The sequence below is a fragment of the uncultured Sutterella sp. genome (assembly GCF_937923675.1).
Lineage (GTDB): Bacteria > Pseudomonadota > Gammaproteobacteria > Burkholderiales > Burkholderiaceae_F > Sutterella.
In genome coordinates, this window is the sequence record NZ_CALDXB010000095.1 from 1 (window position 1) to 22,596 (window position 22,596).

23 protein-coding genes and 1 tRNA gene are annotated in these 22,596 nt (G+C 60.5%); all 24 read left to right on the forward strand.

Features of this window, described 5'->3' with window-relative positions:
* On the forward strand, window positions 1-217 hold a 217-nt coding region (locus tag Q0106_RS10990), incomplete at its 5' end, for a hypothetical protein (protein WP_297612858.1).
* A gap of 12 nt (window positions 218-229) precedes the next feature.
* On the forward strand, window positions 230-2,146 hold the full coding sequence (thrS, locus tag Q0106_RS10995; RefSeq protein WP_297612861.1) for a threonine--tRNA ligase: 1,917 nt from the start codon (window positions 230-232) through the stop codon (window positions 2,144-2,146).
* Window positions 2,147-2,191: 45 nt separating this feature from the next.
* Window positions 2,192-2,713, forward strand: coding sequence for a translation initiation factor IF-3 (infC, locus tag Q0106_RS11000; RefSeq protein ID WP_139687973.1), 522 nt, complete (start codon window positions 2,192-2,194; stop codon window positions 2,711-2,713).
* A 159-nt stretch (window positions 2,714-2,872) separates the two neighbouring features.
* A complete protein-coding gene (rpmI, locus tag Q0106_RS11005) occupies window positions 2,873-3,070 on the forward strand; it encodes a 50S ribosomal protein L35 (RefSeq protein WP_139687972.1) in 198 nt (65 codons plus the stop codon).
* A 19-nt stretch (window positions 3,071-3,089) separates the two neighbouring features.
* The gene (rplT, locus tag Q0106_RS11010) at window positions 3,090-3,440 is read left to right on the forward strand and encodes a 50S ribosomal protein L20 (RefSeq protein ID WP_139687971.1); all 351 of its coding nucleotides are present in this window, start codon (window positions 3,090-3,092) and stop codon (window positions 3,438-3,440) included.
* A gap of 485 nt (window positions 3,441-3,925) precedes the next feature.
* Complete coding sequence (gene pheS, locus Q0106_RS11015; RefSeq protein ID WP_139687970.1) at window positions 3,926-4,942, forward strand: phenylalanine--tRNA ligase subunit alpha; 1,017 nt, start codon at window positions 3,926-3,928, stop codon at window positions 4,940-4,942.
* A gap of 24 nt (window positions 4,943-4,966) precedes the next feature.
* Window positions 4,967-7,384 carry a phenylalanine--tRNA ligase subunit beta gene (gene pheT / locus Q0106_RS11020; RefSeq protein ID WP_297612866.1) on the forward strand — a complete coding sequence of 806 codons (2,418 nt, stop codon included), beginning with the start codon at window positions 4,967-4,969 and terminating at the stop codon, window positions 7,382-7,384.
* A 78-nt stretch (window positions 7,385-7,462) separates the two neighbouring features.
* Window positions 7,463-7,852, forward strand: a complete 390-nt coding sequence (locus Q0106_RS11025) for an integration host factor subunit alpha (RefSeq protein WP_139687968.1) — start codon at window positions 7,463-7,465, stop codon at window positions 7,850-7,852.
* A 58-nt stretch (window positions 7,853-7,910) separates the two neighbouring features.
* Window positions 7,911-7,987: transfer RNA gene (locus Q0106_RS11030), tRNA-Pro, on the forward strand.
* A gap of 479 nt (window positions 7,988-8,466) precedes the next feature.
* Complete coding sequence (locus Q0106_RS11035) at window positions 8,467-9,870, forward strand: hypothetical protein (protein WP_297612871.1); 1,404 nt, start codon at window positions 8,467-8,469, stop codon at window positions 9,868-9,870.
* A 23-nt stretch (window positions 9,871-9,893) separates the two neighbouring features.
* Window positions 9,894-11,048, forward strand: a complete 1,155-nt coding sequence (locus tag Q0106_RS11040) for an MBL fold metallo-hydrolase (protein WP_297612874.1) — start codon at window positions 9,894-9,896, stop codon at window positions 11,046-11,048.
* Window positions 11,049-11,137: 89 nt separating this feature from the next.
* Window positions 11,138-12,757, forward strand: coding sequence for a CobW family GTP-binding protein (locus Q0106_RS11045; RefSeq protein ID WP_297612877.1), 1,620 nt, complete (start codon window positions 11,138-11,140; stop codon window positions 12,755-12,757).
* Between the two features lie 44 nt (window positions 12,758-12,801).
* Window positions 12,802-13,383, forward strand: a complete 582-nt coding sequence (locus Q0106_RS11050; protein WP_297612880.1) for a MotA/TolQ/ExbB proton channel family protein — start codon at window positions 12,802-12,804, stop codon at window positions 13,381-13,383.
* Window positions 13,380-13,793 (forward strand): biopolymer transporter ExbD, encoded by a 414-nt coding sequence (locus Q0106_RS11055; protein WP_297612883.1) that lies wholly within the window; start codon window positions 13,380-13,382, stop codon window positions 13,791-13,793. Before Q0106_RS11050 ends, Q0106_RS11055 begins: the two co-directional genes overlap by 4 nt.
* Window positions 13,794-13,892: 99 nt before the next feature.
* Window positions 13,893-14,180, forward strand: coding sequence for a TonB family protein (locus Q0106_RS11060; protein ID WP_297612886.1), 288 nt, complete (start codon window positions 13,893-13,895; stop codon window positions 14,178-14,180).
* Between the two features lie 264 nt (window positions 14,181-14,444).
* Window positions 14,445-15,266: a phosphate ABC transporter substrate-binding protein gene (locus tag Q0106_RS11065; protein WP_297612890.1), complete on the forward strand. Its 822-nt coding sequence runs from the start codon at window positions 14,445-14,447 to the stop codon at window positions 15,264-15,266.
* Between the two features lie 29 nt (window positions 15,267-15,295).
* A complete protein-coding gene (pstC, locus tag Q0106_RS11070; protein ID WP_297612894.1) occupies window positions 15,296-16,189 on the forward strand; it encodes a phosphate ABC transporter permease subunit PstC in 894 nt (297 codons plus the stop codon).
* Window positions 16,186-17,037, forward strand: coding sequence for a phosphate ABC transporter permease PstA (gene pstA, locus Q0106_RS11075; protein ID WP_297612897.1), 852 nt, complete (start codon window positions 16,186-16,188; stop codon window positions 17,035-17,037). The genes pstC and pstA overlap by 4 nt, the downstream gene beginning before the upstream one ends.
* Window positions 17,038-17,098: 61 nt before the next feature.
* The gene (pstB, locus tag Q0106_RS11080) at window positions 17,099-17,905 is read left to right on the forward strand and encodes a phosphate ABC transporter ATP-binding protein PstB (RefSeq protein WP_297612901.1); all 807 of its coding nucleotides are present in this window, start codon (window positions 17,099-17,101) and stop codon (window positions 17,903-17,905) included.
* 26 nt (window positions 17,906-17,931) lie between these two features.
* Window positions 17,932-18,654 (forward strand): phosphate signaling complex protein PhoU, encoded by a 723-nt coding sequence (gene phoU / locus Q0106_RS11085; RefSeq protein WP_297612904.1) that lies wholly within the window; start codon window positions 17,932-17,934, stop codon window positions 18,652-18,654.
* Between the two features lie 45 nt (window positions 18,655-18,699).
* On the forward strand, window positions 18,700-19,416 hold the full coding sequence (locus Q0106_RS11090; RefSeq protein ID WP_297612907.1) for a response regulator: 717 nt from the start codon (window positions 18,700-18,702) through the stop codon (window positions 19,414-19,416).
* Between the two features lie 25 nt (window positions 19,417-19,441).
* Window positions 19,442-20,758: a phosphate regulon sensor histidine kinase PhoR gene (gene phoR / locus Q0106_RS11095; RefSeq protein ID WP_297612909.1), complete on the forward strand. Its 1,317-nt coding sequence runs from the start codon at window positions 19,442-19,444 to the stop codon at window positions 20,756-20,758.
* Window positions 20,759-20,874: 116 nt separating this feature from the next.
* A complete protein-coding gene (gene surE / locus Q0106_RS11100) occupies window positions 20,875-21,648 on the forward strand; it encodes a 5'/3'-nucleotidase SurE (RefSeq protein ID WP_297612912.1) in 774 nt (257 codons plus the stop codon).
* Window positions 21,649-21,685: 37 nt separating this feature from the next.
* Complete coding sequence (locus tag Q0106_RS11105; protein WP_297612915.1) at window positions 21,686-22,588, forward strand: peptidoglycan DD-metalloendopeptidase family protein; 903 nt, start codon at window positions 21,686-21,688, stop codon at window positions 22,586-22,588.
* The last annotated feature ends 8 nt before the right edge of the window (window positions 22,589-22,596 follow it).

Below are 22,596 nucleotides of genomic sequence, written 5' to 3' on the forward strand. Positions count from 1 at the left end.
GCATCACCTTGACATGGTGGGGGTCGTTGGTTCGAATCCAATCGTGCCTACCAGAATATTTTTTGGGATTGCTGACGATGCCGTTAAATCAGATGGCTTTGCGAACAACAGCGCTCCGTCATTAAGATCGGGCGTGGGCGCATTGTTGTCAGCAGACTCAAAACAAAAGAAAGTGCGGCTCAGGTCCGCACTTTTTTTATGCCCGCAATTTTTGTGAGGATTCAAAAAAATGGTAGTAGTCACTCTTCCAGACGGTTCCAAGCGCGAATATGCCGATGCCGTGACGGTCGGCGAAATCGCCGCCTCGATCGGTGCTGGTCTCGCCAAGGCTGCGCTTGCCGGCAAGGTTGACGGCAAGCTCGTGGACCTCTCGCACAAGGTCACCGCTGATGCCGCCGTGTCGATCATCACGGGCCGCGATCCGGAAGGCCTTGAGATCATTCGTCATTCGACCGCGCATCTGATGGCTCAGGCCGTCAAGGAACTCTTCCCGGAAGCGCAGGTGACGATCGGGCCGGCGATTGAGAACGGCTTCTACTACGACTTCTCCTATTCGCGTCCCTTCACGCCCGAAGATCTTCAGAAGATCGAGGAGCGCATGGACGAGCTCGTGAAGAAGAACATCCCCATCGTTCGCGAGGAAATGCCGAGGAACGAAGCGGTCGACTTCTTCAAGGCCCTCGGCGAACACTACAAGGCTGAGATCATCAGCTCGATCCCCGAAGGCGAAACGATTTCGCTCTACCGCCAGGGCGACTTCGTCGACCTCTGCCGCGGTCCTCACGTCCCGTCGACGGGCGTCCTCAAGGTGCACCGCCTCATGAAGGTCGCGGGCGCCTACTGGCGCGGCGACAGCAAGAACGAAATGCTGCAGCGCATCTACGGCACGGCCTGGGCGACCAAGGACGATCAGAAGGCCTACCTCAAGATGCTCGAAGAGGCTGAAAAGCGCGATCACCGCCGTCTCGGCCGCGAGCTCGACCTCTTCCACCTCCAGGACGAAGCTCCCGGCATGATCTTCTGGCATGCCCGCGGCTGGGCGCTCTGGCAGGTAATCGAGCAGTACATGCGCCGCGTCTACCAGGACAACGGCTACGACGAAGTGAAGGCGCCGCAGCTCCTCGACCGTTCCCTCTGGGAGCGTTCCGGCCACTGGGCGAAGTACCGCGAGAACATGTTCACGACCGAGTCGGAGAACCGCTACTACGCTCTGAAGCCGATGAACTGCCCGGGCCACATCCAGCTCTTCAATTCGAAGCTTCGCAGCTACCGCGATCTGCCGCTTCGCTTCGGCGAATTCGGTCAGTGCCACCGCAATGAGCCCTCGGGCGCTCTGCACGGCCTCATGCGCGTTCGCGGCTTCACGCAGGACGACGGCCACATCTTCTGCACCGAGGATCAGATCCTCGCCGAATGCGAGCACTTCACCGGTCTCGTTCAGAAGGTCTACGCCGACTTCGGCTTCAAGGAAATCGCCTACAAGGTTGCGACCCGCCCGGCCATGCGCATCGGCGAGGACGCCGTGTGGGACAAGGCTGAGCACGCCCTGATGTCGAGCCTTGATGCGCTCGGAATCAAGTACGAGATCCTCGAGGGCGAGGGCGCCTTCTACGGCCCCAAGATCGAATATCACCTCAAGGACTGCCTCGGCCGCTCCTGGCAGTGCGGTACGGTCCAGGTCGACTTCCAGATGCCGGGCCGCCTCGGTGCTGAATACGTCGCCGAAGACAACACCCGCAAGGTTCCGGTGATGCTGCACCGCGCCATTCTCGGGTCGCTGGAACGCTGGATCGGCATGCTGATCGAAGAGTTTGCGGGCGCCTTCCCGGTGTGGCTCGCTCCGGTTCAGTGCGCTGTTGCGCCGATCACGGACGGTCAGGCTGAATACGCCAAGAGCGTTGCTGAGAAGCTCCACAATGCGCGCATCCGTGTTATCAGTGATTTGCGCGGTGAAAAGATCAACTATAAAATTCGCGAACTTAGCCTGCAAAAGATTCCGTACATTCTCGTCGTTGGCGAGAAGGAAGCACAGGCTGGAACGGTTTCCGTGCGCATGCGCGGCGGCAAGGATCTCGGTGTGATGAAGGTGGAGGATTTCCTCAGCCGCATCCTCGCTGAGAACGAAAGCCGCGGCAGCGGTGAATAACCGACTGCCCGACGCATCAGCACTTCATTTTTCGGGAGAAGAGCCATAGCTCAAGATAGAAAGCATCGGATCAATGGTGAGATCCGAGTTCCTGAGGTCCGACTGACCGGCGTCGATGGCGCCCAGATCGGTATTGTCCGCACGTCCGAAGCCCTTCGCATGGCAGAGGACGCGGACGTTGATCTCGTCGAGGTTGCGCCCAATGCGGTGCCGCCTGTCTGCCGCCTGATGGATTACGGCAAGTTCCGTTATCAGGAGCAGAAGAAGGCCCAGGAAGCGAAGGCGAAGCAGAAGGTCGTGCAGATCAAGGAAGTGAAGTTCCGCCCGGCAACGGATGAGAACGACTTCCAGACGAAGCTGCGCAGCCTTGTGCGTTTTCTCTCCGACGGCGACAAGGCGAAGGTTACGCTGCGCTTCCGCGGCCGTGAAATGGCGCACCAGCAGTTCGGCGCCCAGCTCATGGACCGCGTTCGCGACGAACTCGCCGACGTGGCTCAGGTCGAACACGCACCCAAGCTCGAAGGCCGTCAGATGATCATGGTTCTCGCCCCGAAAAAGAAGCGCTGATTTTTCACCGTTTCGATTCAAAGTCGAGTAGAATCGCTGTCTTTCGCCGGTACGGTCTCATCGCCGTGCCGGCATAACAAGTAAGTCCGGGCTCAATGAAGCGTCTCTTCGGCATTGAAGGGAACGCCTGGGACTTATCTAAAAATAGAGGAACGGCAAATGCCGAAGATGAAGACCAAGCGCGCCGCTGCGAAGCGGTTCAAGCCGCGTGCCAGCGGCTCGATCAAGCGCGCCCACGCCACGAAGCGCCACATCCTTTCCCACCGCACGACGAAGAACAAGCGTCAGCTGCGCGGCATGGTCACGGTGCACGAGTCGGATATCAAGTCCGTCAAGCGCATGCTGCCCTACGCCTAATTAAAGAAAGGAGATAAAGATGCCTCGTGTGAAGCGTGGTGTGACGGCTCGTGCTCGTCATAAGAAGATTTTCACCCTCTCGAAGGGTTACCGTCTGCGCCGCAACAACGTTTTCCGTGTTGCCAAGCAGGCTGTCATGCGCGCCGGCCAGTACGCCTATCGCGACCGCCGCAACAAGAAGCGCGTTTTCCGTCGTCTGTGGATTGCCCGCATCAATGCCGGCACCCGCGCCAACGGCATGACCTACTCTGTGTTCATGAACGGCCTCAAGAAGGCCGGCATCGGCCTTGACCGCAAGGTCCTCGCCGACATGGCCGTGAGCGACAAGGAAGGCTTCGCCGCCCTCGTTGCCTCCGTCAAGAACGCCTGATAGAGGTCAGAGTCGCTGACTCGAAGGGATTTCCCTTCGAAGAACGATTCGTGAAGGAGATCCGGTTCCGGAAGGGACTGGGTCTCTTTTTCTTTTTGGGTTCCCCAAAAATATTCCTGCATCTCTTTGCGGGCGACCTGCGTCCGGAATCCAGCATCGTAAACATCGGCTTTCTGCTTCCCGGAAGATCCTTTACCGCCATCTTTTTTCAGCATTCTCAGAGGATTGCAGGTAGAATTCACCCTTTCAGCGTGAAGCGCCCGCGGATTCCCTGAAGGATGTCCGGCGCTTTGCAAATATTCGGCTGCCCGCCTGAATGCCCGGTGAGAGACCGATGAAAGCTCCTTTCATCCTCCTCCATACCCCCCGGACTGCGCCCGGAAGCCGAACGTCAGGACGCAGACTGCCTTTTCCCCCGGCGGAAGTTTTCCGGGGAGTGAAAGGGCCCGATGCGTCCCTCAGATTTCAACGTTTTGGAATACAAAATGCAGGATCTTTCCGAACTCATCGAGTCCGCAAAGCGCGAATTCGCCGAGGCGGGGCAGGCTGCCGCGCTTGAGGACGCCAAGGCGCGCTACCTCGGCAAGACCGGCCGGCTCACCATGCTCATGAAGGAGCTGGGGAAGCTCGCTCCCGAAGAACGCCGTGCGCGCGGTCAGGAAATCAACCGCGCCAAGGCACAGGTTGAAGAGGCGCTCAACGCCCGCCGCGAGGCTCTGGCCGACGAAGCTCTGAAGCAGAAGCTCGCCGCCGAATCGATCGACGTGACGCTCCCCGGGCGCGGCCGCTCCGAGGGCGGCATCCATCCGGTGATCCGCACCTGGATGCGCGTTGAGGAAATCTTCCGCTCGATCGGTTTTGATGTTGCCGATGGTCCGGAAATTGAAAGCGACTGGTTCAGCTTCACCGCGCTCAACAATCCCCCCAACCATCCGGCGCGCTCGATGCAGGATACGTTCTACGTCGACAGGAACGACGACGAGGGGCGTCCCCTCCCGCTTCGTCCCCATACGTCGCCCATGCAGGTGCGCTATGCCCGCACGCATCAGCCGCCCATCAAGGTGATCGCCCCGGGCCGCACCTACCGCGTCGACAGCGATGCGACCCACTCGCCCATGTTCCATCAGGTCGAAGGCCTCTGGATCGACGAGAACATCAGCTTCACGGATCTGAAGGGCGTCTACAGCGACTTCCTGCGCTGCTTCTTCGAAACGAACGATCTCATCGTCCGCTTCCGTCCGTCCTACTTCCCCTTCACCGAGCCCTCGGTCGAAGTCGACATGATGTTCACGAGCGGTCCGCGCAAGGGCCGCTGGCTCGAGATTTCGGGCGCGGGCGAAGTGCATCCGAACGTGGTGCGCAACTACGGACTTGATCCCGAGAAGTACATCGGCTTTGCGTTCGGCTCCGGCCTTGAGCGCCTCACCATGCTGCGCTACGGCATCGACGATCTGCGCCTCTTCTTTGAGGGCGATCTGCGCTTCTTGAAGCAGTTCAACTGATAACGGCGGAGAGAGAAGAGAAAAATGATTTTCACTGAAGAATGGCTGCGCCAGTACGTCAATCCGGCGCTTTCGACCGATGAGCTCGCCGAAGCCCTCACGATGGCGGGTCTTGAGGTTGAGGAAGTCACGACCGCTGCTCCCGCCTTTACGGGCGTCGTCGTCGCCGAGGTCCTCACCTGCCGCGATCACGAGAATTCGGATCACCTCCATGTCTGCGAAGTCAATGCCGGCACGGGCGAGACGCTCCAGATCGTCTGCGGCGCTCCCAATGTGAAGGCCGGGATCAAGGTTGCCTGCGCCACGATCGGCGCGGTGCTTCCGGGGGACTTCCGCATCAAGAAGAGCAAGCTCCGCGGCGTGGTGTCGATGGGCATGCTCTGCTCGACGCGCGAACTCGGCATCAACGAGAACCACGACGGCATCTGGATCCTTCCGGACGACGCGCCGGTCGGCACCGACATCCGCGAATATGCGCGCCTTGACGACGCGAAGATTGAATTGAAGCTCACGCCGAACCGCGGCGATGCGCTTTCCGTCGTGGGCGTCGCCCGCGACGTGCACGCCATCACGGGCGCGCCTCTCATTCTTCCCTCGATGGCTCCGGTTCCCGCCACGTGCGAGTGCAGGCTCCCCGTCGAGATTCAGGCCCCCGACCTCTGCGGCCGCTTCTCGAGCCGCGTGATCAGGAACCTCAATCCGAAGGCGAAGACCCCGGAATGGATGAAGTCGCGCCTTGAGCGCGCCGGTCAGCGTTCGGTTTCGGCTTTGGTCGACATCTCGAACTACGTGATGCTCGAGCTCGGCCGCCCGACGCACTTCTACGACATCAAGAAGCTGAATGCCGACCGCCTCACCGTGCGCTGGGCGCGCGACGGCGAATCCGTGAAGCTTCTGAACGGCGAAACGGTTGAGCTCACCCCCTGGTACGGCGTCATCTGCGCAGGCGACGAGCCCGAATGCCTCGCAGGCATCATGGGCGGCGACCGGTCGTCGATCAACGACGAAACGACGGACCTCTTCATTGAGTCCGCCTTCTGGTTCCCGAAGGCCATTCAGGGCCGCTGCAGGAAGCTCAACTTCTCGACCGATGCCGCCTACCGCTATGAACGCGGCGTCGACTATGCGAGCACGGCCGAGCACCTCGAATACATCACGCAGCTCGTTCTCGACATCTGCGGCACCCCCGAAACCAAGGTGGGCCCGGTCGAGGATGTGGTCGCGAACCTCCCCGAACGCGCTCCGGTCAGGATGCGCGTCGACCGCTGCTGCAAGGTGGTGGGCGTCGACATCCCGCTCGAATCGATGGAAGAGAGCTTCAAGCGCCTCGGCTTCGAATACACGCTCGAAAACGGCGTCTTCACGGTGGTGCCGCCTTCTTTCCGCTTCGATATTGAAATCGAAGAGGATCTGATTGAGGAAGTCGCCCGCCTCTGGGGCTACGAAAAGCTCCCGGATCGTCCGCCGCTTGCCCGCATCGCGATGAAGCCCTCGCGCGAAGAGCGCCGCTCCGCTCATGCGCTTCGCCTTGAAATGGCGGACCTCGGGTACCAGGAACTCATCAACTTCTCCTTCGTTCCCGAAGAATGGGAAGTGGCCTTTGCCGCGAACGAGAAGCCGATCCGACTTCTGAACCCGATCGCCTCGCAGCTCTCCGTCATGCGTACGCAGCTGATCGGCGGCCTCGTGGACATCCTCCGCTACAACCTCAACCGCCGCGCTGAGCGCGTCCGCGTCTTCGAGCTCGGCCGCGTCTTCTTCCCGGATGCGTCGGTTGAAGAAGGCCCCTGGACGGTGAAGGGCGTGCGTCAGCCGCAGCACATCGCCGGCCTCGCCTACGGCACGGCCGATGATGCGCAGTGGGGCGTTGCCGCCCGCCGCGTCGACTTCTTCGACGTGAAGGGCGACGTCGAGCGCCTCATCCGCCCGCTCAAGGCCCGCTTCGTGAAGGAATCCTTCCCGGCCCTCCATCCGGGGCGTTCTGCCGGCATCTATGTCGGCGAGAAGCGCATCGGCTTCATCGGCGAACTCCATCCGCGCGTCATGCAGCAGTTCGACCTCACGCATGCGCCGGTGGTCTTCGAAGTCGCGGTCGACCCGCTCATGGAGCTTCCGCTCCCGGACTACAAGCCCGTGAGCAAGTTCCAGCCCGTCACGCGCGACCTCGCCGTGGTGGTTCCTGCCGACCTGGAGGTTCAGGTGCTCTTTGACGCGGTTGCCGCCGCGAAGAAGAAGGATCTGCGTCTTGCGCCCCTCACCGACTTCCGCCTCTTCGACCTCTATCGTCCGAAGGAAGGCGAGGGTGCTTGCGAGAAGTCGCTCGCCTTTGCGATCGAACTTAATTCGCGCACGGATGAGGCTCTGAACGACGAGCAGACGGAAGGCGCCGTTCGCGCTATTCTCGAAGTGCTCGAGGAAAAGGGCGCCCGCCTGCGTCAGTAATTCCGCTCCCGGTCCGTTCCTCAGTGGAGCGGACCGGCGCGAGCCCTAAGAAATTTCCATCGACAGAAAAGAAGACATATGAAAGATCAGGAAGAAAAACAGGACGATCAGGACATTCGCACGCTCAACAAGGCGAGCATTGCCGAAGCGCTGATCGCGCAGATTCCGGACCTTGATCGTCCGCATGCGAAGCTCATCGTCGAAACCTTCTTCGAACTCATCGCCGAGCACCTTGAAAAGGGCGACACGGTGAAGATCCCCGGTCTCGGCAACTTCTCCGTGCGCGACAAGGTTGCCCGTCCGGGCCGCAACCTGAAGACCGGCGAAACGGTGACCATCACCGAGCGCCGCGTCGTCACCTTCCATCCCTCGGGAACGCTCAACGCCCGCGTGACGACCAACCTGATTCCCCCGCAGGAACAGCCGCGCACCCGCCGCACGCGCGCCGTCCTCAAGGACAAGGAATAAGCGGACTAAACCTGAATTTGCTTTTTTCGAAATCTTCAGGTAATATTCCGCTTCTGTTCGGGGCGTAGCGCAGCCTGGTAGCGCACTTGCATGGGGTGCAAGGGGTCGCGAGTTCGAATCCCGCCGCCCCGACCAGAACAAATGAGGTCATCGCAAGATGGCCTTTTTTGTTGCCTGGAAAAATTATCCCGGACGAGCCGGGCAGGTGTTTTTAATTTGTATGCGCCTGATGACGGACCATGAGACCTGCGCCGGCAGCGCATCAGACAGTTCGCCGAAGTAAACAGTTGGTTTACGTAAACGATTGTTTTATATAAATTTCCTTTCGCAAATTTTTATATTTCAATGCCCGGTAACCCTGAAGGGTTAATGCGAATATCTTATTCAAGTTGCGGCGACGAGAATGGCTGAGAGGAAGGACGCTGATTATTGACAATTGGCCGAAATCCCATATGGGGACAATCAAAGGAGCGCTCGCCAGACCTACAACAGGAAATTCCAGCCAGAGGCGACAGTTTTCCCACCGCCTCCGGATCGGGAGAAATCAAACCCGCTTCTGCTTCGTTTCGTTTCTTTTTCCTGAAGACGGCGCCCCCAAACAGCCGGGAGGAAAAATGTCTCGGGACCAACTGCCTTTTCTTGAGCAGCGCGAACTCGTGAAGCGCTGGAGCGGACCGTGGCCTGCGCTGGCGAATCTCGTCTTCACGCTTGCCATCTTTGCCGTCACCTGGTGGATCTTCCAGGACCCGCGCGGCGTCATGCGCTTTTATACGCCCTACGTCGGCTACAACTACTGCCGCTGGTGGCTCATCATCCTGATCTGGATGGCCTACATCTTCGACTTCTGGCCCTTCCGCAGAAAATGGCTGGAAACAGCGCATCCGCTTCAGAAGGGCGTCGTCCTTTCGCTCATTTCCGTGGGTCTGCTCATCGTCATCATCCACGGCTTCTTCGAAGGGATTCTCGGCAATACGGCATTTGCGTACTTCAATCCTGATCAGCTTCAGAAGCTCCCCGGCCTCACGGAGTTCTACGCGACGGAATATGCGGCTCAGGCCTGCATGATGTTCGCGGTCATCGCTTCGTGGATCAGCCCGGCCTGGGTCGTCGCTCTTGAGGGCCGCCCCTGGCAGGATCTGGTGCAGCCCTATAAGGGCTTCTCGATCTGGCTCGGCACCTTCGCCCTGTTGCTCGTCATCTATCTCATGACGATGCACAACCACATGGGCATTCTCTACTACCCGTGGCAGTACTTCACCGCCATCACGCCGCCCTATTGGGAAGAGTTCGCCGAGACCGTTTCGGCCAACTTCCACGTTGCCTGGATCATGTGCTGCACGGTCGTCGTCTGGTTCATGGAAGGCATCTGGGAGCGCTATCCCTTTACGCTCATCAAGACGCCCTGGCTCAGACGCACCGCGCTCTTCTTCGGCATCATCGTGATCTCGGTCGCCCTCTGCTTCTTCTTCTGGTACATGCAGGAGCTCACCTGGGGCGAAGCAATCCGAGGCCACCGCCGCGACGCGGCTCCCGACTGGCGCTGGCTCCACGTGGGCGAAACGGCAATCTTCTGCCTTGTTCCGGCGCTCTTCCTGCAGTTCTACTGCGGAAACTGGCCGCACAGGTTCTCTAAGCCCGTGAACATCCTCATCCGCACGACGATCGTCATCGTCGGGGCAGCGCTCATCTACTGCCTCTACTACAAGTACGCGCACTTCGTGCTCGGCACGCAGAAGGGGTTCTCGCATCCGCAGCAGTTCCCGATGATCCCGATGATCTGGCTCATCAATCTCTGGCTCGTGAACTGGTGGTTCATGGACGGCTGGCCCGGCTGGAAGCTCAGGATGCGCACGCCCGAAGAGGTGAAGGCCGCTGAAGCTGAAGACGAAGCCCGCACCGTCTGGCGCTCCGAAATGACCGCCGGTCTCCTCATCGGCATCATCGCCGGCGTCGTCTTCTACATCGCCCTCATCTGGCTCCTGCCGATCCTTTCGGCGAACTTCACGCTGGTTGATTAACGAACATCGAAGGTTTTAAGAAAATGGACAGACGCAAACTTCTGCTTTCGGGCGCCGCGCTCGGCGCCGGCATCGGCACGGTAGGCGCCATGGGGGCGTTCAGCTATTCGCCCATGCGCCGGATTCTTCTGCCGGAGACTGTTCGCGGAACCACCGATATCGGCCTCTGCAAATCCGTGAAGATCATCAACATCTCGGAAACGAGCTGGTTCGACAACAAGATCTTCATGGAAGACGTCACGGCTTCGGGCGGCCTCCTGGTCGACCAGTACACCTACAACTGGGCTCCTTTCGGGAACGGCAAGGGCGCAGGCAAAGGCACCTATGCCGACGGCATGAAGCTCCTGCAGCCCTATCTTGCCAAGCACGATCTTGACGGCGCATGGAATGCGGCGAAGGAAGTCTGCCGGCATCCCGACAATGCCGGGGGCTTCTCCTGCCTCGTCGAAATCGAGGCGCTCGACGGCAAGAAGACCCGCTATCTCTTCGACTGCGGCTGGAACTATCAGTGGATGGATACGTGCTTCAAGCGTGAAGGCGTCGACAAGATGCTCGCCAACAACGAGATCGAGGCCTTCATTTCGACGCACGAGCATATGGACCATTACTGGGGGTTCCCGGTCGTCGCGAAATATGCGCCCAACATTCACGTCTACCGTCCCTCGACCTTCTATCCGGAAGGAAAGGACTACATGGAGAAGTCCGGGCATGTGGGCAAGGTCACCGAAGTCGGCAAGGGCCTTCACCGCCTTCAGGACGGCGTGGCGCTCTACCAGTTCGAGTGCCCGATCATCTTCCGCGTATTCGGCGAAATGTCGATGTACTGCAACGTGAAGGACGTGGGGCTCGTTTCGATCACGGGCTGCTGCCACCAGGGCATCATCCTCTTCGCCGACACGGCCTATAAGGAAATCGCCTACGAAAAGGATCAGTTCTACGGTCTTTACGGCGGCCTTCACATCTCGCCCTTCGACGACTGGGATCCGAAGTACGACGACCTTGTGATCGGCCTCAAGAAGTGGAATCTTCAGAAGGTCGGGTGCAACCACTGCACGGGCCTCATTACCGCGCAGAAGTTCGTCGACGCGGGCTACCCCGTCGTCAAGGGAACGGCGCGCTTCCGCTCGAAGACCACCAACTATCTCGGAAACGGCGACACGCTCACCTTCCCGTCATAAGAGAGTGCGGCGTTCTTGAAGGAAGAGGCGGGGCTTCAGCTCCCTGCCTCTTCCTGAATCCACATCCAATTTCCTTTCGGGACCCGCCCATGCTTTTGCCGCGCATACTTCCGAGGCCGCTCAGCGAAGAATCCGGCACCGAATCCGTTTCCGTCATGACGGCGCTGATCGGCGCCATTCATCTCGACCGCACGAAAGCCCGCATGATCGGCTGGCGGGGCGTGAGGCCATCCTTCGCGAGAGGCGCCGCCTGGTCGCTGCGGACTGCGGGTCTCGGCGGAATTTTCGGAATTGAATCACTCGGTGAAGATGCGGGGGGCGGCCTCATTACCGGCCGCTTCCGCGTCTTCTATTTTCCGGAGGAAGCGCTCGCGAGCGATGCCCTTCGGGCAAAAGTGCGGGATCTATCCCTTCATTCAAACGAGCTTTCAGGCTTTCTTCTCGGAGGCCTTGAACTCAATATTCCGTCGGACGGTTCCGGCATTCTTCTGACGCTTGAATTTCCCTTTGCTGAGCGCAGGCTCGGCATGACGCTCTTCACGCTTTTCTCGAAAACGATTGAGGCGGCGCTGGGCGCTCGCGGAGAAAGCATTCTCAATGCTGAAAAAGAAGAGGACGGAAAAGGCATTACGCTCGAACCCTCGCTTGCCCTGGGGTCTCTCGCCGGAAGACTTCCCGGAAGGCGCATGAAAGGGCGCTATTTCGAACATAAGCCCCGCGCTGAAGCGCTCGAAAACCTGCCCGTCGTCCATGTCGTCACGGGCTTTCTCGGGTCCGGGAAGACCACATTTCTTCGCGAATGGCTCGAATATCTTCACGGGCGCGAACGCTTTACGGGCGTCATTCAGAATGAGTTCGGCGAGGCGGATCTCGACAGCCTCATTCTTTCGGGGCAGACGCGGGTTGAACCATTGGACGACGGCTGCGTCTGCTGCTCGCTCGCCGACAGTCTCCGGCCGGGAATCGAGCGCCTCATTGCGGCAACGCCTGCCGAACAGTTCATCCTTGAAACCACGGGCGTCGCATCGCCCTCCGCAGTCATGGATTCGCTCTGGACCCTGAACGACATCGTGAAGCGAGGTCTTCTCATTACGGTTGCCGACAGCCTTGACCTGACTGAGCGTCCGAAGAGGCTCGAAGACGCCGCTGTCCGCGATCAGATTGAAAGCGCGGACGTGATTATTGAGAGCAAGGCGGATGCTGTTGCGGAAGAGGCGCTCAAAGGCCTTGGAAAACGCCTTCATCAGATGAACCCAAGAGCGCTCATTATTGAGGCCGATCACGGCCGGATTCCCTTTGCGGTGCTCGATCGCTATTACGAACACTGGCTCGACGAAGAAGCGCTGGATCTTCCCTCCAGAAGCGGGCGGTCATCCGCCACGGCAAAGCGGCTTTCGGGCCTCTGGGGGCAGGGAGGAATGTCCCTCAGCACGCTTTCTCAGGGTGAAGACGCTGCAGCTCGCTTCAGCGCCCGGACCCTGGAACTTCAGGAAGCTCTTTCCATCGAGGCGCTTCAGAAGATGATCGCCGAAGAGGGCGAAGCGCTTCTGCGCGTCAAGGGCATCGCGGAAGTCGAAGGCGAAGGGAGGCTCATGATTCAATATGCGAGCGGGCGCCTTCATTGCGAACCGGTTCCGCCGGAGGCCGATGCGGGCGCCTTTGCGGAAGGCAGAAACTTTCTTGTTTTCATCCGGGGGAGCGAAGCGTAAAGCGGCTCTACATATCAGTCACAGAATCCGAAAGGAGCGGAATCATGGACATCATTTTCCTGGGCGGCCCGGTCATGTGGCCGCTCCTGGCGATTTCGGTGGCGGTCGTCGCCATCATCATCGAAAGATTCCTTGTGCTTTCGGGCTACCGCGTGCCGGCGCTTCTGCCGCAGGATTCCCCGGAACGCGCGATTGAAGCCGTCCGCAGCAGCGAGTCGCTTGCGAGCTTCTTGAGCGTTCTTGAACGGGAGCACCCTGATGAGAGGCTTCTCGAGGCTGCCGGTCAATCCATCATTCTGAAAATGGAGAAGCACTTTTCGCTTCTCACGGTGCTCGCGAAATCAGCAACGCTTCTCGGGCTTCTCGGCACCGTGCTCGGGATGATCGGAGCATTTTTCGTCGTGTCGTCGTCAACGACCGGAGTCGACATGAGCGAACTTTCGCGCGGTCTCTGGCAGGCGCTGATTACGACGGCTGCCGGCCTCATTATTGCCATTCCGGCCTATATCGCCGCGGCCTGGTTTCAGACCAGGGCGGATGCCATGGGTGAATTTCTGACGCTCGCCGCCAACATCGTCCTTGCCGGAAAAGAGACGCAGAGGCCGCAGCAGGAGTCTCTCTCATGATCCGCATTCGCACGAGAACGGGGCTTCGCGATGCGCTTGACATGACGCCCCTGATGGATGTCGTCTTCATCCTGCTTCTTTTCTTCGTGATTGCCGCATCCTTCACCATCCGCGGGCTCGATATTGAGCTCCCGCCCGCGCAGGCCACGCGCGCGATTACCGGAAAAATCGTTGAAGTGAGGCTTCTCGAATCGGGAGGCTTCATGATTGATGATGTTCCGATTGCACGGGAGGACCTCCCTTACAAGCTTCACGAAACGATTGCGCGCCTGAGGGCGGAGACCGGTCAGCTCGTTCTCCTTGCTGCGCCCAGGGCGCCTGTGGAAGCGCTCATCTACCTCGTTGATCAGGTACGCCGCATGGGCGGAGAGAAGCTCATGGTGGCCGCTCAGGCGCCTGAGAAGGACTGACGGAGGCTTCTGAAATGCACCTTTCAGACAGCATGCGGATCGGCCTCGCAGCCTCCATCGGCATTCATGCCGTTTTTCTGATCGGCATTGCAGATCCGGATGCTCTACCGGCAATATCTCGAAGAGGTGAATGCGCTCATTCATGCGCATCGTCTCGATTCCGGGAGAAAGGATCTGATCGGCATTGCCCTGGTGGTCTTTCATGCGGATGCGGGAGGGCGCTTCTTCGGCATAGAGCTCAAGAAGAGTTCGGGCGACAAGGTGCTCGATGAGGCCGCGGTCCGCGCCGTGCGGGCGGCGAGCGGCAAGGTGAAGCGCCCGAAGGAGCTCGGCACCCACGACATCACGATCTTTGAGGAGGTGCGCTTCCAGTACGGTCTGAAATGAAGGACGGCATCCGGGGAATGCCTGGCCGGACCCTGCAGCCTCCTCATGCCCCTGAGGGCGTCCTTTCTTTCCTCGGCTTCAGGAGGAAATTCCCGTTTATGACGCTTTCATGACGCGCCTTCGCGCGTCGTCATGAAACCTTAACGAAAACGTCACTGCCCGTTCAATTCACTTTTACATACTGCATCGCGTGCTTCGAGGGGAAACACCAAGTCCCACGGGCACACCGAATTTCAGATTCATTGTTTTTGTAAGAGAAGTGAAATGACGAACAAGATGGCTGCCGTCTTCGGCGCTCTGGCTGGTTTTGCCGTGATGGGCAATGTCTACGCTGCCGACACCGTTACGGTGAACGGCTCCACGACGGTTCTTCCTGCGATGCAGCTCGTTGCGGAAGGCTTCATGAAGGCCAATCCCGGCGTTACCGTGACGATCTCGGGCACGGGTTCCGGCAACGGCATCAAGGCCCTTCGCGACGGCATGACGGACGTTGCGATGTCTTCGCGCGACATGAAGGCGAAGGAAACGCAGGACTTCGAATCGCACTCGAAGAAGGTGACCCGCTACACGGTTGCCCACGACGCCATCATTCCGGTCGTGAATCCGAAGAACGGCGTGAAGGGCCTCACGATGGCTCAGCTCAAAGACATCTTCGCCGGCAAGGTGAAGTCCTGGGATGAAGTGGGCGGCGCCAAGGCTCCGATCGTTGTCGTCGGCCGCGACTCCTCCTCGGGCACCTTTGAATGCTTCCAGGAACTCGTGATGGGCAAAACCCGCATTTCGCCGCGCGCCCTGATTCAGGCCTCGAACGGCGGCGTCGTGCAGGCGGTCTCCCAGAACCCCAATGCGATCGGCTACATCGGCGTCGGCTACATGGATAAGGAAACCCATGCGCTTGAAGTCAACAACGTGAAGCCCGGCATGCAGTCCGCCAAGGACAAGACCTGGCCGATCGCCCGCGACCTCTACCTCTTCACTGCGGGCGACGTGAAGGCGAGCGCCGCGAACCTCATCAAGTTCATGCTCTCCGCTGAGGGCCAGAAGGATGTTCAGAAGGCGGGCTTCGTTCCCGTTGATCTGAAGTAATCGATTCCAGAACAACTGGAGCAGTCGGAATGGCCGCAATGCCCGCAAAACTCAGGGCGGACCAGACCTTCCGGCGGTGCCTCGCGATGGCGGCCGGCGTAAGCGTGCTTGCGCTCGCCGCCATTGTTTTATTTCTGCTCAGCCAGGCGCTGCCGATCTTCTCTCAGGTCTCGCTCAAGGACTTTCTTTTTTCAACCGAGTGGTATCCGACCGATGATCCGCCGGTCTTCGGCATCGGCGCCCTGATCGTGGGGTCCCTTGCCTGCGCGGCGCTCACCACCGTCATTGCCGTCCCGACCGGGGTGCTCACGGCCTGCGCCATTCACGCCGGCATGCCCGACGGCATGAAGCGGGTCGTGAAGCCCATGATCGAACTCATGGCGGCGCTTCCTTCGGTCGTGATCGGCTTCATCGGCATGATCATTCTGGCGCCCTGGCTGCAGAACACCTTCGGTCTTGCCACGGGCCTCAATCTCACGAACGCGTCGATCATGCTCGCCTTCATGTGCGTGCCGACGATCGCGTCGATTTCCGAGGATGCGCTGAGGAACGTTCCGGGCGGCATCCGCGAGGCGAGCCTTGCGCTCGGCGCCACGCGCTGGGAAACGCTCGTCAGGGTGGAGCTTCGCTGGGCGATGGGCGGCATTGCAACGGCCGTCATGCTCGGCATCTCACGCGTCATCGGCGAAACGATGGTTGTGCTGATGGTGGCGGGCGGCGCCGCAATTATTCCGGAGTCGATCTTCGACCCCGTGCGCCCCATGACCTCGTCGATCGCCGCTGAAATGGCGGAAGCCGCCGTGGGCGACGCCCACTATCACGCGCTTTATGCGACGGGTCTCGTCCTTTTCCTCATCACGTTCGTCTTCAATCTCTGCGCCTGGTATGCGGCGCGCCGCTTCGGGCTGGAGAAAAACAAATGAAATCGGCAGTGCTTCGCCGCTTTGCTGAAGCCTCTGGCTTCACGGTCATGCGCCTTGCGGTGGTGATTGACATCGCGGCGCTTTTAGGGATCATCGGCCTCATCATCGTCAACGCCTGGCCCGCGCTCTCGTGGGAGTTCCTGACCGAACCCCCGCGGGAGCTCATGACGAAGGGCGGGATTCTTCCCTGCATTCTCGGCACCTTCTGCCTTGCGCTCGGAGCCCTTGTGATTGCGCTTCCGCTCGGGGTTGCGAGCGCGGTCTACCTCCATGAGTACAGCCGGCCGTCCGCCTGGGTCACGATGACGCGGCTTTCGATCGCGAACCTCGCGGGCGTTCCCTCCATCGTCTTCGGCCTCTTCGGCCTCACCTTCTTCGTCGTCTTCTGCGGCTTCGGCGTGAGCCTCCTCTCCGGCATCCTCACGCTCGCGGTACTGTCCCTTCCGATCATCATCAATACGACGGAAGCGGCCCTCTCGCAGGTGCCCCAGGACTGGCGCGAGGCGAGTCTTGCGTTGGGCGCCTCGAGAAGAGAGACGACCCTCAAGGTGGTGCTTCCCAATGCGCTCCCGGGCATTCTCACGGGCGCCATTCTGGGCTTAGCGCGCGCTGCGGGCGAAACCGCCGCGATCATGTATACGGGAAGCGTCTTCTTTACGCCGAAGGACGGGGTCTCCCCCTTCGAGCCCGTCATGGCGCTTCCTTACCACATCTACGTGCTCGCGACTTCGGGCACCAACATTGAGGCGACGCGTCCGATTCAGTACGGCACCGCCCTTGTCCTCCTCGTTCTCGTGCTTCTCATGAGCTCCGCGGCGATCTGGATCCGCGAACGCTGCCGCCGCTGATTGCAGGCCGTTTCCGAAGAAGCAGAGGAATGACTCAAACCCAACGTAAGAGAAAAACGAAATGCCCATGATTCATCCCGATCATCTCAACGAGCCGGCAGAAAAGGAAATGCCGCCCGCGAAGATCGACATTCAGAATCTCAACGTGTACTACGGTAACTTCCACGCGCTCAAAAACGTGTCGATGAAGATTCCCGAAGGGTGCGTCACCGCCTTCATCGGCCCCTCGGGGTGCGGGAAGTCGACGCTCCTGAGGTCCTTGAACCGCATGCAGGATCTTTATCCGGAGCAGCGCGCCGAAGGCTCGATCAAGCTTTCCGGCATGGAGGTGCTCGACCCCTCGATCGACGTGACGGCGCTCCGCTCCCGCGTCGGCATGGTCTTCCAGCGTCCGACGCCTTTCCCGATGTCGATCTTCGACAACATCGCCTACGGCGTAAGGCTGCGCGAAAAGCTCTCCAAAGCGGAGCTGACGGAACGCGTCGAATGGGCGCTCAAAAAGGCCGCGCTCTGGGACGACGTGAAGGCAAAGCTCAATGAACCCGGCACCTCTCTCTCGGGCGGCCAGCAGCAGCGTCTCTGCATCGCCCGCGGCATTGCCGTGAAGCCCGAGGTGCTGCTTCTCGACGAACCCTGCTCGGCGCTCGACCCGATTTCAACGGCGAGGATTGAAGACCTCATCAATGAACTCAAGAAGGACTACACGGTCGTGATCGTCACGCACAGCATGCAGCAGGCGGCGCGCGTTTCGGACTACACGGCCTTCATGTATCTGGGCGAACTCATCGAATTCGGAAATACGCAGAAGATCTTCACGCGCCCCGAAAAGAAGGCGACGGAAGACTACATCACCGGCAGATTCGGCTAAAGGCGGAAGGGAAAAAGAAAATGGCGATGACCGAAAAAGAACACATCGTGAAGGCATTCGACGCGGAGTTGAAGAGCCTTCTTTCCAACATGCTCGACATGGCGGGGGCCGTGCGCGGGCAGCTCGCGGCGCTTTCCACTGCGCTCGCGGGCCTGAACCGCGAGGAAGCCGAAAAGGTGGTCGAGAGGGATGCCCTCATCAATCTCTGGGAAAAGGAGCTCGACGCCTTCATGGAGTCCCTGATCTCGAAGCGCCAGCCGCAGGCCGTTGACCTGAGGCTGCTGCTTGGCTGCTGGAGAATGACGAACGACTTCGAGCGCATGGGCGACGAGGTGCGGAATGCCGCCAAGGGCATCTGCCGCCTTGCCAACCCGGCAGTGGGGCAGGCCGGAGAGGCGCTTACCGAACTCGTTTCCGTTCTGGAGCGCTTGAAGGGCATGGCCGACAAGATGAATGCGGCCTTGACCAGCATGGACGCGAAGGCGGCGCGCCACCTTGTAGCGGAACGCGACCTCGTTTCCGAACAGGTTCACGACGCCCTGACCGCCACCGTCTCCCGCATGAAGATGAATGCCGTTACGCTCGATGACGGACTCGAATTCATCCGCATCAACCGCGCGCTCGAACGCGTCGCCGCACACATGCAGAATATCGGCGAGGCGATTATCTTTATTGTTGAAGGACTCGACATCCGCCACGAAAAGATCGCGCATGAGGAAGATTCCGATGACGACGATGAGGCGGACTGAAGCGCGTCCTGACGCAATTTATTTTCCGATTCATTTCACGATTCCATGACCGCACCGCTCCTCCTGATTGTTGAGGATGAAGCCGCCATTCGCGAGCTTGTTGCCTTTGTCTGCGAAGCCGAGGGGTTCCGCACCGCGCGCGCGGGAAGCGTCGCCGAGGCGAAGGAGGCTTTCAAGAGGGAACGCCCCGACCTTGTGCTCCTTGACCGGATGCTTCCCGACCGCTCGGGGCTGGATTGGTTGAAAGACCTCCGGTCCTCTTCCGGGACGGCCGGGCTCCCCGTGATTCTTCTCACCGCCCGGGGCGACGAGGCCGACCGGGTGGCGGGGCTTGACGCCGGTGCGGACGACTACGTCGTGAAGCCCTTCCTCCCGCGGGAGCTCACCGCCCGCGTGCGGGCGGTGCTCCGCAGAAAAGGCGGCTCGGGTGCGCCCGTGAGCGCCGCTCCGGCAGAAGACCATGAACACGTCATCGTCTGCGGACCGCTCACGATGAACGAAACGCGCTTTGAGGCCGCGGCGGACGGGGTGCCTCTGAAGCTCTCGGCAAAGGAATTCAAGCTTCTCTCGCTCTTTGCGTCGAAGCCCGGCCGGGTCTTTTCGCGCCAGAATCTCTTGGATGCCGTGTGGCCGAGCGCCTTCGTGGACGAGCGTACGGTGGACGTCCATATGCTGCGCCTCAGAAAAGCGCTTGCCGGCACGGCTGCCGAGGATCTCATCGAAACGGTGCGGGGCGTCGGCTACCGCTGCCGCGACGTCTGAGTCTGAAACGAGGAGAAGCTGATCCATGACGGGACGCGACGATGCAGGGGACGTCTTTCCGACCCTTGCCGACGGACTTTCTGCGCAGGCGGCAGTCAATATGGAAAAGACGGGAAGAAGAGGAGAGCATCTGCGGCGGCGCGGGATCGTGCTCGCCGCGGCCTTCCTTCTCATTTCGATCGTTGCCGTTTTTCTCAACGCGCGCTTTGAATCGAATGCCGTGACAATCGTCTGGGCGGGTTCGGTGATCCTGATCTTTCTCCTTGCGGCAGGCCTCTGGCAGTCGCTCCTCAAGGAAGACGAAAAGAAGGACAAGCGCATCCGCGACCGCGACCAGCGCTATCGGCAGACCCTCGCGCTTCTGCCGGAGGGCGTCACGATTCTCGGCGAAAACTGGCGGCTCGAGTGGGTCAACAAAAGCGCGATGGAGCATTTCGGCCTTCGCCCGGAGTCGCTCGGCGCAAGCTTCTTCGACGCGGTGACGGATGAGGACTTCCGCCGGTGGCTTCTTGCCCGGAATTATTCCCGCCACTATGCGCTCCAGGACCATGCCGGGAGGGAGCTCGAGGTTGCGGTGGTTGCGCCCGATCTTCGCCACATGATGATCGTCACGCACGATGTGACGGAACGCCGGCGCGTCGACGACATGCGGCGAGACTTTGTCGCGAACGTCAGCCACGAGCTGAGAACGCCCCTTACGGTAATCAGCGGCTTTCTCAACATGGAAGTCGATGCCGGAAAGATTCCGCCTGAAATGCTCGAGCGCCATCGGCAGCTCATGCTCGAGCAGGCGACCCGCATGCGTTCGCTCCTCGATGACCTTCTTCTTCTCTCGAGCCTCGAAAACAAGGACGAGTCGGATGACGCCGATGCCGAGGTGATCGCCATGCCGAAGCTCCTTGAGGACGTCGTGCGCGAAGGCAGGGCCCTTTCCCTCGGTCGCCACCACATCACGCTCGAGACCGAGGACATTTCGCTTATCGGCGACGCGGACGAAATCCGGAGCGCTGCGATGAATCTCGTTTCCAACGCAGTCCGCTATACGCCGGAGGGCGGCACGATTTCCGTATCGTGGAAGCGCTCCGGAATGGGAGCGGCCCTGTCTGTGAAGGACACCGGGATCGGCATTGAGGCGAAGCACATTCCGCGTCTCACGGAACGCTTCTACAGGGTCGACAAGGGGCGCTCGCGCGATACGGGGGGCACCGGTCTCGGTCTCGCCATCGTGAAGCACGTCCTGAGACGCAACGGCGGCGAACTCCAGATTGAATCGACGCCCGGGAAAGGGTCCACATTCACGATGATGTTCCCCGAATCGAGAATCTTCTCGGAAGACTTCTGAATCGTCCCCAAACTGTAAGCAAATTCGATCGGAGGGGAGGCGCTCGCGGGGAGTGCGGCGCAAGCGGGATAAAATCCGTAAATCCCAAAGGACTTCAGAACGGATATTTGTCTCCCATGCACATTCTCGTATCGAACGACGACGGCTACCGCGCGCCCGGCATTGCGGCGCTCGCCAAAGCCATGCGCCGCTTCGGGCGCGTGACGATCGTCGCCCCCGACCACAACCACTCCGGGGCCTCGAACTCCCTGACGCTCAACCGTCCGCTCACGGTCGAGCACATGCCGGGCGACGACCTCTACGTTGTTTCCGGGACGCCTTCGGACTGCGTGCATGTTGCGCTCACGGGCCTTCTCGACGAAAAGCCCGACCTCGTGGTCTCGGGCATCAACTGCGGCGCCAATATGGGCGACGATACGATGTATTCGGGCACGGTCGCCGCTGCAATTGAGGGCTATCTTTTCGGCATTCCGTCGATTGCCTTCTCGCAGATCGACAAGGGCTGGGCGGAGCTTGAGTCCGCGGCTGAGGTCGCTGGCGTCGTTGTCGAGAAGTTCCTCCCACAGATCAGGGAGAAGCGCGAAGCCGTGCTTCTCAACGTCAATATGCCCAACATGCCGCGCGAGGCGCTCCAGGGCATCCGGGCGACGAGGCTCGGCCGGCGGTCGTCGGCCGAATCGGTGATCCGCGAGATGAGCCCGAGGGGCTTTCCGATTTATTGGCTCGGCGCCGCCGGGAAGCCCGCCGACGCCGCTGAAGGGACGGACTTCTGGGCGACTTCGCATGGGTTTGTTTCCGTGACGCCCTTGCAGACTGATCTCACCAGCCACCGGCAGGTGGGCGAAGCCGCCCGCTGGTTCGATTCGGATTCGCTTGGCGGGAACCGCTGAAATCCCGGAACGCTTTTTTCCAAAGAAGATTTTTAAGATGCGCGTTTTATCTCGTTCACGTACCGGTTTCATCCTCGGCGCTGCGGCGCTCGTGCTCGCGGGCTGCTCCTCGCTCCCGCCCGGCGAGGTGCCGATCGTCAACAGAAATGTGGCTTCCGGCGAAAGCACGGCGCTCGACTCCCCGATGACGCTCGGCGGCATTTCCGACTCGGGCGCGACGCACACGGTGGCGCCGGGCGACACGATCTACAACATTTCCCAGCGCTACGGCGTCAACGCCTCCGACCTCATGCAGATGAACGCCATCACGGATCCGACGACGCTGCGCCTCGGGCAGGTGCTTCACCTCCCGCGCGCGACGAGGGCGCCCGTGACGACGGCGAGCTCCGCGGTGAAGATTCATCGCCTCGAGGCTCAGGCGCCGATTGAAACCGCAACCGTCATTGCGCCGGCCGAAACCTCTTCCAGCGAACCGGTGATCAAGGCGGCGGAGGAAAAGGCTCCTGAAGCAAAGCCCGCGGTCGAGGAAGCGAAGACGCCAGAAAAGAAGGAAGCTCCTGCCGTCATTCCCGGCACGCGCTTTCTCTGGCCCGCGCGCGGCCCGATCCTTTCCGACTATGCGAAGAACGGCAAGGGCCTTGACATCGGCGGGACCGCAGGTTCCGTCGTCGTCGCGGCGGGCGCCGGTCAGATCCTCTTCGTGGGGGGCGGCGTCAAGGGCTACGGGAACCTCGTGATCGTGAAGCATACGCCGACCCTCGTGACCGCCTACGGCCACAATTCGAAGGTGGTCGTGAAGCCGGGCGACCAGGTGAAGGCCGGACAGAAGATTGCGGAAATGGGAAGCACCGACGCCGACCGCGTGATGCTCCGCTTTGAGGTCCGCGACAAGGGCCAGCCTGTCGATCCGATGAAATACCTCCCGCCGGCACGCCAATAAGCCGCGCT

Coding starts and splice junctions, on each gene's coding strand:
- Q0106_RS11090 (WP_297612907.1), top strand. CDS start 18,700: ATGACCGCACCGCTCCTCCTGATTGTTGAGGATGAAGCCGCCATTCGC.
- pstC (WP_297612894.1), top strand. CDS start 15,296: ATGGCCGCAATGCCCGCAAAACTCAGGGCGGACCAGACCTTCCGGCGG.
- Q0106_RS11050 (WP_297612880.1), top strand. CDS start 12,802: ATGGACATCATTTTCCTGGGCGGCCCGGTCATGTGGCCGCTCCTGGCG.
- pheS (WP_139687970.1), top strand. CDS start 3,926: ATGCAGGATCTTTCCGAACTCATCGAGTCCGCAAAGCGCGAATTCGCC.
- Q0106_RS11055 (WP_297612883.1), top strand. CDS start 13,380: ATGATCCGCATTCGCACGAGAACGGGGCTTCGCGATGCGCTTGACATG.
- thrS (WP_297612861.1), top strand. CDS start 230: ATGGTAGTAGTCACTCTTCCAGACGGTTCCAAGCGCGAATATGCCGAT.
- pheT (WP_297612866.1), top strand. CDS start 4,967: ATGATTTTCACTGAAGAATGGCTGCGCCAGTACGTCAATCCGGCGCTT.
- surE (WP_297612912.1), top strand. CDS start 20,875: ATGCACATTCTCGTATCGAACGACGACGGCTACCGCGCGCCCGGCATT.
- rplT (WP_139687971.1), top strand. CDS start 3,090: ATGCCTCGTGTGAAGCGTGGTGTGACGGCTCGTGCTCGTCATAAGAAG.
- Q0106_RS11035 (WP_297612871.1), top strand. CDS start 8,467: ATGTCTCGGGACCAACTGCCTTTTCTTGAGCAGCGCGAACTCGTGAAG.
- Q0106_RS11025 (WP_139687968.1), top strand. CDS start 7,463: ATGAAAGATCAGGAAGAAAAACAGGACGATCAGGACATTCGCACGCTC.
- Q0106_RS11065 (WP_297612890.1), top strand. CDS start 14,445: ATGACGAACAAGATGGCTGCCGTCTTCGGCGCTCTGGCTGGTTTTGCC.
- phoR (WP_297612909.1), top strand. CDS start 19,442: ATGACGGGACGCGACGATGCAGGGGACGTCTTTCCGACCCTTGCCGAC.
- pstA (WP_297612897.1), top strand. CDS start 16,186: ATGAAATCGGCAGTGCTTCGCCGCTTTGCTGAAGCCTCTGGCTTCACG.
- Q0106_RS11105 (WP_297612915.1), top strand. CDS start 21,686: ATGCGCGTTTTATCTCGTTCACGTACCGGTTTCATCCTCGGCGCTGCG.
- Q0106_RS11040 (WP_297612874.1), top strand. CDS start 9,894: ATGGACAGACGCAAACTTCTGCTTTCGGGCGCCGCGCTCGGCGCCGGC.
- Q0106_RS11045 (WP_297612877.1), top strand. CDS start 11,138: ATGCTTTTGCCGCGCATACTTCCGAGGCCGCTCAGCGAAGAATCCGGC.
- rpmI (WP_139687972.1), top strand. CDS start 2,873: ATGCCGAAGATGAAGACCAAGCGCGCCGCTGCGAAGCGGTTCAAGCCG.
- Q0106_RS11060 (WP_297612886.1), top strand. CDS start 13,893: ATGCTCTACCGGCAATATCTCGAAGAGGTGAATGCGCTCATTCATGCG.
- pstB (WP_297612901.1), top strand. CDS start 17,099: ATGCCCATGATTCATCCCGATCATCTCAACGAGCCGGCAGAAAAGGAA.
- phoU (WP_297612904.1), top strand. CDS start 17,932: ATGACCGAAAAAGAACACATCGTGAAGGCATTCGACGCGGAGTTGAAG.